This window comes from Hydrotalea sp. (assembly GCA_030054115.1).
In the GTDB taxonomy this organism is placed as follows: Bacteria; Pseudomonadota; Alphaproteobacteria; order JASGCL01; family JASGCL01; genus JASGCL01.
Window position 1 is genome coordinate 1 of the sequence record JASGCL010000042.1, and the last position, 10,118, is coordinate 10,118.

7 protein-coding genes and 1 tRNA gene are annotated in these 10,118 nt (G+C 50.9%); 5 read left to right on the top strand and 3 right to left on the bottom strand.

All coding sequences use genetic code 11. The annotated features are described in order from the left end of the window. The 3 genes from QM529_06705 to mutS form a co-directional block, all read right to left on the bottom strand. Positions 1-456 (bottom strand): nucleoside deaminase (locus QM529_06705; GenBank protein ID MDI9314344.1); only part of this gene is annotated, 456 nt, incomplete at its 3' end. A 10-nt stretch (positions 457-466) separates the two neighbouring features. After that, positions 467-1,198, bottom strand: coding sequence for a pyrimidine 5'-nucleotidase (locus QM529_06710; protein ID MDI9314345.1), 732 nt, complete (start codon positions 1,196-1,198; stop codon positions 467-469). Continuing rightward, complete coding sequence (mutS, locus tag QM529_06715) at positions 1,195-3,903, bottom strand: DNA mismatch repair protein MutS (GenBank protein MDI9314346.1); 2,709 nt, start codon at positions 3,901-3,903, stop codon at positions 1,195-1,197. The genes QM529_06710 and mutS overlap by 4 nt, the downstream gene beginning before the upstream one ends. A 332-nt stretch (positions 3,904-4,235) precedes the next feature. Here mutS and QM529_06720 point away from each other — a divergent pair. The 5 genes from QM529_06720 (at position 4,236) to QM529_06740 (ending at position 10,070) form a co-directional block, all read left to right on the top strand. After that, positions 4,236-4,319: transfer RNA gene (locus QM529_06720), tRNA-Leu, on the top strand. Between the two features lie 97 nt (positions 4,320-4,416). Then, complete coding sequence (gene tig, locus QM529_06725) at positions 4,417-5,790, top strand: trigger factor (protein MDI9314347.1); 1,374 nt, start codon at positions 4,417-4,419, stop codon at positions 5,788-5,790. A 60-nt stretch (positions 5,791-5,850) separates the two neighbouring features. Beyond that, a complete protein-coding gene (clpP, locus tag QM529_06730) occupies positions 5,851-6,477 on the top strand; it encodes an ATP-dependent Clp endopeptidase proteolytic subunit ClpP (GenBank protein ID MDI9314348.1) in 627 nt (208 codons plus the stop codon). 32 nt (positions 6,478-6,509) lie between these two features. Then, entirely contained in the window at positions 6,510-8,438 is a 1,929-nt protein-coding gene (locus tag QM529_06735; protein MDI9314349.1) for a SurA N-terminal domain-containing protein, read from the top strand. A 72-nt stretch (positions 8,439-8,510) separates the two neighbouring features. After that, entirely contained in the window at positions 8,511-10,070 is a 1,560-nt protein-coding gene (locus QM529_06740; protein MDI9314350.1) for a chorismate-binding protein, read from the top strand. The last annotated feature ends 48 nt before the right edge of the window (positions 10,071-10,118 follow it).

Sequence of the window (10,118 nt, forward strand, 5' to 3'; positions counted from 1 at the left end):
GCCCCTCTTGCCTAGAAAAAAATCCTTCATCAGGGATTCGCAGTCGGTGCGGAGGATGCCGTCGATAATGTCGGGCGCGTGGTGGCAATTGGGGTTGGCGAAAATTTTTGCCCCCGACAACACCCCGCCCGATTTTTCGTCGTAACCGCCAAACACCAATGTTTTTATACGCGCCGCCGAAATGGCCGCGGCGCACATGGCGCATGGTTCTAATGTTACGATAAGGGTGCAATTGGCCAAAAATTTGTCGCCGGTTTTTTTCATCGCCGTCGCCATCGCCACCATTTCGGCATGGGCCAGGGCGTTTTTGGTTTCCTCCACCATGTTGCACGACGCGGCCAACACCACGCCGTTTTCGGCCAACACCATGGCGGCGACTGGCACCTCTTCCTTTTCTTGGCTGGCGGCGCGCGCCATCGCCAACAATTGTTTCATCGACGCTATGTAATCAATCATGAAAGAAAATTTATTTTACCAAACTGGCAAGGAACGAATCGATGTCGTCTATCGTAACATCGATATAATCCAAACGGCCATGTTGCCCGGAATCTTTTGGGTTGTTGGGGTGGCTGTCGGCGCGCAACCAAACGGTTTTCATGCCAAATTGTTTACCGGTTTTTAAATTGTCGGCAATATCGTCGATAAACACCGACCGGTCGCGCACAATGTTTGGGCATTGCGCAAAAAATTGGTCGTAGGCGGCGGCTTGCGGTTTGGGAATATAATCGACATCCTCAATCGCCACCAACTTGGTGAAGGTCTCCAGCGCGATGCCAAGTTGGTCGAGCGTTGCCAAGGCATGGTTGCGGTTGCCATTGGTGAAGATATATTTTTCGCCGCGCAATTTTTTTAAATTCTGCGCCAAACCATCGTTACGCGGCAAAATGCTGTAATCGATATCATGCACCATTTCTAAAAATTCGGTTGGGTCGATTTGGTGGTTGTCCATCAACCCCTTTAACGTCGTGCCATGGGCCAAAAAATAATTGGTTTTTAATTGCCGCGCCGGCCCCTCGGCCAATTGCAATTTTTCCATGATATAGCTGACCATCAATTTTTCAACCTGCGGAAACAAATTGAACGATTGATGGTAAAGCGTGTTATCCAGGTCGAACACCCAATAATTGACGTCCGCGAGGTCGATGTCGCGGGCCGCCCCGCCCCGCCGGCTTGTCCCGTTTTTTATATCGTTGGTCATTTTTTGTTTTCTAATTCCTTTAATATATCGCCGGCCCGCGCCACCACCGACGGCGGCACACCGGCCATGGCCGCGACATGAATACCATAAGAATGGTTGGCACGGCCAGCGATAAGTTCATGAAAAAACACCAATTTTTTTTCCCATTCCTCGACCCGCATGGTGAAGCAAGCAATCGCCGGCAAATGGTCGGCCAATTTGGTCAATTCGTGATAATGGGTCGCGAACAACACCCGCCCCTTAATTTTTTCATTTAAATATTCGGTGATGGCAATCGCCAAAGACAAGCCGTCGAACGTCGCGGTGCCGCGACCAATTTCATCCATAATCACCAACGACTGCGCGGTGGCGTTTTGTAAAATATTGGCGGTTTCCAACATCTCAACCATGAATGTCGATTGGCCACGCGCCAAATCGTCGGCCGCGCCAACCCGTGAAAAAATTTTATCCACCACGCTAATGGTCGCCTCATCGGCCGGCACATAAAACCCCGATTGCGCCATGATAACGATAATCGCCACCATCCGCAGGAACGTGCTTTTGCCCGCCATGTTGGGGGCGGTCAGCAACATAAAAAATTTTTTATCATCCAGCATGATATCGTTGGCGGCAAAATGATTGGCCTGCTTGCTAAGGGCATGTTCCACCACCGGGTGCCGCGCACGGGCCAGGCGTAACAACTTGCCACCACCCTCGCCCGCCATGTTGTTGCCCGCCAAGATAGTTGGCCGCACAAAACGTTGCGTGCGGGCCAGGGTGGCCATGGTCTGGTTAACATCCAACACCGCCACGGCGTGGGCGGTGGCCATCAATGGTTCGTGTTCGGCCAATACGACCGCCACCAATTCATCAAAAATTTGCAATTCCAACGCCAGCGATTGGTTATCGCCCCGTTCGATATCGGTGCCCATGGCGATAAGCTCGGCACTATTGTAACGCACCAACGCCGACAGGGTTTGGCGATGTTGAAATATATTGTGCTTGGCCATTTTGTCGGCCTGGCGCGCCGCGACCTCGATATAAAAACCCCATATATTATTTTGTTTTATTTTTAAATTATCGATGCCGGTCAATTGCCGGTATTTTTGTTCCAGCAATTGCAATTGGCGACGTTTTTCCTTTTGCTGGTTGTTGATAGCATCAAGGTCGGCGCGAAACCCCGGGCGGATAAAATGCCCGTCGCGCGGCAAAAGGGGCAGGTTATCATCGCGCAACGCCTGCTGTAATATATTTTTCACCGCCGTTACATCGGGGAAGGAATCAAGCAATTGCCCAACCACGCCATCGGGGTTTTTATCGGCCGTTGATAATTGCCGTTCGCCACCGGGTAATAATTGCCGCAGGGTGTTTTTTAACGCCGGAATTTTTGCCAATACCTGCGCCACGGCGGCCAAATCACGCGGGCCGCCTTTTTTCACCGCCAACCGCGCCAAGGCACGCGATAAATCGGGCAAGGCGACCAAATGATTTTTTATATCGTTGCTGGTTTTTTGCTGGTCGACAAAAAATTGCAAAAGGTCAAGGCGGGCAATAATTTTTTCAACATTTTTTAGCGGCTGTTGCAATCGTTCGCGCAATAACCTTGCGCCGGCCGCGGTTTCGGTGCGGTCAAGCAGTTCCAGCAAACTGCCCGCCCGGCCGCCGCCGTGGTTGTTGCTGAGAATTTCCAACGATTGAAAACTGGCGCGGTCGATGCTGACAAAATCCGATTGGTCGATTTTCTTCGGCGGCAATAATTTTGGCAGGGCGTCGATTTGCGTGCGCTTCAAATAAGCCAGCAACCCACCCAGCGCGGATAATTCATCGGGCGAAAAATCGCCGAAGCCGGCCAAACTTTTGACATGAAATTGCGCTTGTATCATCTCGACAGCGCGTTGCTTGTTGAACACCGCCATCGCCTCGGGCGTAATTTTTTCGTAAAAATCGCGCAACGCTGACGCAACCATTTCATCTTTTAGCAAAATATCGGGCACGACAATTTCGGCCGGCGACCATTTGCTGATAAAACTGCTAAGGTTCGCCAACCCCATGCCCTCGACCGCCAAAAAACCAGTCGATACATCGGTGATGGCGACCGTCATTTGTTTTTCATTTTTTGCGCTCGGCGAATCACTCATCGCAACAGCCATCAAAAAATTATTTTGTCGCTCGGGCAATAATGTTTCTTCAAACACCGTGCCCGGGGTAATGATACGCACCACATGCCGCGCCATCAAATTCTTACCCGCCGGCTTGGCGGGTTTATTCGCGCCGTCTTTTCCATCGTCGCTTGTGGCATTTTCGGTCTGCTCGGCGATGGCAATTTTTTTGCCCATCGCAATTAACTTGGCGATGTAATTATCCACCGCGTGGTATGGCACACCGCACATTGGAATACGCCCATCGCCGCTTTTGCCACGGCTGGTCAGGGTCAGGTTGAGCAGGGCCGAGACCTCGACCGCGTCGCTAAAAAATAATTCATAAAAATCGCCCAAGCGAAAAAACAAATAACAATCGGTATATTGGTCCTTCAGCGATTTATACTGCGCCATCAGCGGCGTTAATTGCGCCGGCGTGTCCGATTCGGCGGTGGGGGTAGACGATGCCTCGCGCAATGAATGTTGCGCATCATGGTCATGTGCCGCCGCAGAAAAATCATCGGCGGATTCTTCGGCGCGCAATGGCAATAGCGATGACAAAAGGTCAGGGGTTTTTTGCTCGGTCATTTTTTAATAGGGGCGCGATGGTGGGCAAGGCTTGGGCAAGGGTGGTGGCTCTAAATTTTTTTTCCTAATAATGTTTTTATGATGTTTGCCACAAACTAGCAAGCGCGTTTTTTCGGCTCTTTATTCCTATTGCCCGCGCCTATTTGCGCCCTGTGCCGGCATGCCGCCCACGTCAAGCATATGGCCGGTGCGACAGCGCGTATTTTTGCCGCATTTTTGCCACCTTGACGAGGCGCAGAAAAATCTTGCCTTTTGTCGAAAAAAATGACAAAAGGAAAAATAACCATCAACCAACAAAAAAACGACCAAGCGACGAAATAACAACGGAAATGGCGGGCGTGGCGAAATGGCAGACGCGCCAGATTTAGGTTCTGGTGAGGTAACTCGTGGGGGTTCAAGTCCCTCCGCCCGCACCAACCGGATCATTTCCCACCAACCAACCAGCCACAACCAAAAAAACCATAGGGGCTGACACCAATTGTTTTTTTATACGTTTGAAAGAAAGATAACATCATGATTAACATCAAGGAAACCAGCAAGCAAAAATTATCGCGCCAATATGAAATCAGCGTGAAGAAGGCCGACCTGCTAAAGGCATTGGATAAAGAGCTGGCCGCCATTCAACCGACGGCGCAAATGCCCGGGTTTCGCGTCGGCAAGGTGCCGCTTGATATTTTGAAAAAAAATTACAGCGACCGCGTGATGGGCGATGTTATTCAAAAATTGTTGCAAGACGGCCTGGAACAGATTCAAAAAGATTTCTCGGTCAAGGTTGCCGACCGCCCGGAAATTATAAAAATTAACCATGAGGAAGCGATTAAATTGAAAGCCGATTTGTTGGCTGAAATCGCCATCAACCTGTTGCCGCCGATTCCCACCCTGCCGATTGAAAAAATCGCCATCACCCGTTATCGCGTCAAGGCCGATGAAAAAGAAATCAAGGAACAAATCAAAGAAAATTTGGAAAACATCGCCAAGAATTATCGCGAAAGCAAAAAAATTGACGACCGTCAAGAAACCAAAAAGGGCGACCTGGTGGTTATGGATTTTGAGGGTTTCGTCGACGACAAACCCTTCGCCGGTGGCAAGGGGGAGGATTTTGAATTGGAATTGGGCTCGGGGCAATTTATCGCGGGTTTCGAGGATCAACTCATCGGTAAAAAATTGAACGAGGAATTATCGGTCAAGGTTACCTTCCCCAAGCATTACCACGAGGAATCGCTGTCGGAAAAACCGGCGGTGTTCAAAACCACCATCAAGGCGATTAAGGAATATTTGCCGGTCGCTATCGATGATGAATTTGCCAAAAAAGTTGGCTTGAAGGATTTGAAAGAACTCGAGGACATGATGGAAAAACAAATCACCGGCCAGGCCGACCAACAAAGCAACGACTTGCTGAAACGCCAATTGTTGGACCAATTGCACCAATTGGTCGATTTTGAATTGCCAGAAAAAATGGTCGAAAATGATTTCCAAGCCGTCTTCCCCGATGTGAAACATGCGTTCGAGCATGACCACCTGGAAGAGGAGGACAAGGGCAAGGATTTGAAAACCCTGGAAAAAGAATATCGCGCCATCGCGGCACGCCGCGTCAAATTGGGCTTGATATTGAACGATGTCGGGGAGAAGGCCGCGGTCAAGGTTTCGGAAAACGAAATGCGCCAGGTCATTATGAACCGCGCCATGCAATACCCGCCGCAAGAACGCGAAAAATTTTTAAAGGCGGTTGGCCAAAACCAAAACCTGCAGGTGCAATTATCACTGCCGGTGTTTGAACAAAAAGTGGTCGACCATTTGCTGACGCAAATCAAAATCACCGACAAGGATTTATCGCCCAGCGAATTTATTAAAAAGGCCGAAACCATCCATAACGCCCCCAGCCGTTAAGGCCGTGGGGTTTTAAGGGGTCAGGCCAGCATCACAAAAAAAAGGTCACGAAAACAAAACATGAGCGACAACGCCGATATTCATAATAACCTTGTGCCGATGGTGATAGAGCAATCATCACGCGGCGAGCGTGCCTATGACATCTATTCGCGCCTGCTAAAGGAGCGGATTATTTTTATCACCGGCGGGGTCGAGGATAACATGGCATCCTTGGTCGTGGCGCAATTGTTGTTTTTGGAATCGGAAAACCCGAAAAAAGATATTTTCCTTTACATCAATTCGCCGGGCGGGTCGGTAACAGCCGGCCTGTCGATTTACGACACGATGCAATTTATCGAACCGCCGGTGTCGACAATTTGCGTCGGCCAGGCGGCATCGATGGGGGCCATGCTCCTGACCGCCGGGGCGAAGGGCAAACGTTTTGCCCTGCCGAACGCGCGCATCATGGTGCATCAACCATCGGGCGGCACGCGCGGTGTCGCCGCCGATATCGAAATTCAGGCGAAGGAAATCCTGCGCATCCGTGAAATTTTGAATCAATTGATGGTCAAACACACCGGCAATGATTTGGCAACGATTGAAAAGGCGGTCGACCGCGATAATTTCATGTCGGCGCTTGAGGCGAAAAAATTCGGCCTGATAGACGACGTGATGCCCAAACGCCTCATCAGCGAGAAAAAAGAATAACCAGCCAGCAACGACCGCCCCGCCAGATTACCATGTTACAATTTGTTCGCACCCTCGCCAGTAACAAACCCTTTCAAATCATCCTCGGGCTTTTGTTGGCGGTTGGTTTTATTTCCTTTGGTGCCAGCAACTTTTCGCCGTCGGGCGCACCGCTTGTCAAAATGAAGGGCGGCAATATCACGCAACGTCAATTCCAAGCCTATTACCAAAATCAATTGACGCAAACCAACCTTGCCGATTTAAGCACCGAGCAACAAAAAAAATTGCAATTGCCGCAAAAAATATTGCAACAGATGATATTGGAACGTCTGTTGTTGCAGGCGGCGCAGGACATGAACCTGCAACTATCTGACCGTGTGGTGGCGCGGGCGATTCAGCAAGACCCGGCATTCCAAGACCCAGCAACCGGCAAGTTTTCAAAAGACCTTTACCTCAGCGTCATCCGGCAAAATGGCATCAGCGAGGGGGTTGTCATCGACCAGATAAAAAAGAACCTGCTCCTGACCTGGCTCAAAAATTATTTTGACGGCTCGCATTTTGATACCCCGTCGCTCGCCAATCTGTGGCAGGGCGATAATGGCCAGGTGGCATTTACCTATATCGCGGTCGACGCCGACAACCTGGCGCGGGCAAATGGCAAGCCTATCCCATCGCCGACCGATGATGATTTACAAGGTTTTTACAACAACCACCTCGCCCTTTATCAAAAACCGGATTATCGGCGTTTCCAAATTCTAACCCTGTCGCCGCAGGTGATAAAAAACGCCGCCGCGAAAAGGGCGGTGGTGACCGACGCCGATTTGAAAAATGCCTACGACGCGCAAAGCGATAATTTCATCGTGCCCGCCAGTTACCAATTTGAACAATTGTTATTTGCCGATAAAAAATTGGCCGACGCATTTTACGCCGGCCATCAAAACAACACCGCGCCCCTATCAAGCCAAAAGGCCACGGGCGCAAAATACAACAATATAACCTTGGGCGACAATGATTTGACCGGTTATGGATTTCAACCAAACGACGCGATTGGCAAAACATCGTCGGTGGTTGAAACGCCATTTGGCTTCGCTATCATCCGCTTGGTAAAAAAAACCAACGGCGGGCCGAAACCGCTGGCCGAGGTCGCCAGCAGTTTGCGCGCGCAAATTTTGGCGCAAAAAATCAACCAAGCGGTCAATGATATTTACCGCCAGGTCGGCGACCAGCTAGCCGCTGGTAAAAGTTTTAACGCCGCGATGCAGGCCGCCGGCATCACCGGTGGCGCAATTACCACCACAGCATTTATGGATAAGCAAGGCCGCAACCAAGCTGGTAGCGCGATTAAAAACCAACCCTACATGGATAATATCACCAGCGATGGTTTCACCGATGGCATTAAAACCGCGCCGCTGGTGTTGACCGATATCAAAAGCAAAGACGACACCGGTAATGACGAATCGGTCGGGTTGGTGGCAATAAGCTTGCTGGATAGCCAACCGCCGATTCTGCCAACATTTGACAAGGTAAAAAACATCGTGGCGCAGGATTGGCAACGTGACGCCGCGCAAACTATTCTGTTGCAAGAAAAACAAACCATCGATGCGCAAATCAACAATGGCAAGTTTGATTTCGCCGCCTATCAACAGGCCAAAAAATTGCCCGCCGCCAATTTCAGCTTTTCACAAAAACAAATGCTGAGCGATAAGCCGATATTTCAAAACTTGAATAATAACGATGTGTTGCGCCTGTTGTTTGCATCGGTGGCGACCGGCCTATCGAACACCGGTGTCACCCGCGCAACCACGCCGCAAAAATTATTTGTCATGAAACAATTACCGCGCAAGGTCGCCGATGGCCAAAAAAATTCTGCTGATTTTAAAAAACAATTCTACGCCGCCACGGCCGAGGGCTGGCTCCTCAATCTTTATCGCACCTATAAGGTAACCATCGACTGGCCACGCGTCGACAGCATCCTTAACTAACATTGCGCCCGCCATCTTCACGCGCCGTTAATTCTTTTGGTGTGGTAATGTTTTTTTGCTATAAGTAATTACATGAGCCAACCAATCAACCAGGAAGAATTTTTGGCAAGCTATCGCGCCGGCCGCGATGGTTTGCTTTATTGCGAATTTTCGGGCGACACCATGACGCCGGTGGCGGCGGCCATAAAATTGCAATCGCAATCGCGCCATTTGTTTTTGTTGGAATCGGTCGAGCAGGGCAAAACCCGCGCCCGTTTTTCATTCATCGGTTGGCAACCATTGCTGTTGTGGGAGGCGCGCCACGGCAAGGCATTCCACCGCGTAGCCAAAGATGACAGCAACGACTCGGCCGACAACGCGCCATGGCAACCATCGCCCATCGCCCCCGACCAACCATTGGTCGATTTGGAAAAATTGTTGGAAAAATACTTGATTGATTTTCCCAGCGCGCTACCGGCGGCGGCCTCGGGCTTTTTTGGTTTTTTAAGTTACGACGCGATACAGATGGTTGAAAAAATTCCGCCGCATCGCCACGACCCACACGGCCTGCCCGATGGTCGATATTTTTTGCCCAAGCAATTATTAATTTTTGACAACAGCACCGACAAAATTTTTCTCGTCGTGCGTTGCCAATATAACGCGGCGCAATCGGCGGCGGACGCCCTGCACACCACCACCGCCACCATCAAGGCCACGCTCCACCACCTGCGCCAACCATCGCCCGCAACCCCACCCCCGCCCGCAACCCCCACGCCACAACAGCCGACCCATTTAACCGCCGAAAAAGATTTCATCGCCGCCGCCAAAAAAACCATCGATTATATCAAGGCCGGCGATATTTTCCAGGCGGTCATCAGCCAGGTTTTTCAATATGACAATTTTCATGGCGCGCCCCTGTCGTTTTATCGCTCGCTCCGCGCCACCAACCCGGCGCCATACATGTTTTTTTTCCAGTGGGAGGATTTTGCCTTCGCCGGTGCCAGCCCCGAAACATTGGTCAAGGTGCAGGGTAAAAAAGTTTCGGTTTACCCAATCGCCGGCACGCGGCCGCGCGGCAAAACCGACGCCGAGGATAAAAAATTGGAACAGGAATTATTGGCCGACCCGAAGGAACGCGCCGAACACCTCATGCTCCTTGACCTTGGCCGCAACGACGTGGGGCGCGTCGCCGACATTGGTTCGGTCAAGGTTTTGCAAGAATTTCAAATCGAACGTTATTCATTCGTCATGCATATCGTGTCGGAGGTCATGGGCGATTTGGCCAAAAACAAAACCAGCCTCGATGCCCTGCTCGCCGGCATGCCGGCCGGCACCGTGTCGGGCGCGCCAAAAATTCGCGCCATGGAAATTATCGCCGAGATGGAAAAAACGCGACGCGGGCTTTACGCTGGTGCGGTTGGTTATTTTTCATGCAAACGCAACGACAACGCCGCCACCCACGCCAACCAAGCCGACATGGACCATTGCATCGCCCTGCGCTGTGCATTGTTGACGGGCGACAAGGTTACCATTCAAACCGGCGCGGGCATTGTTTACGATTCCATCCCCGCGCAAGAACAGGAAGAATGTTTGAACAAGGCGCGCGCCCTCTTCCGCGCCTTTGACCGCGCCCATGAATTTTCCGGCAACTAGGGCAAGCCCTAGAACCAGGCTAGTTGCCACGAGCGAGATAAAAAGATT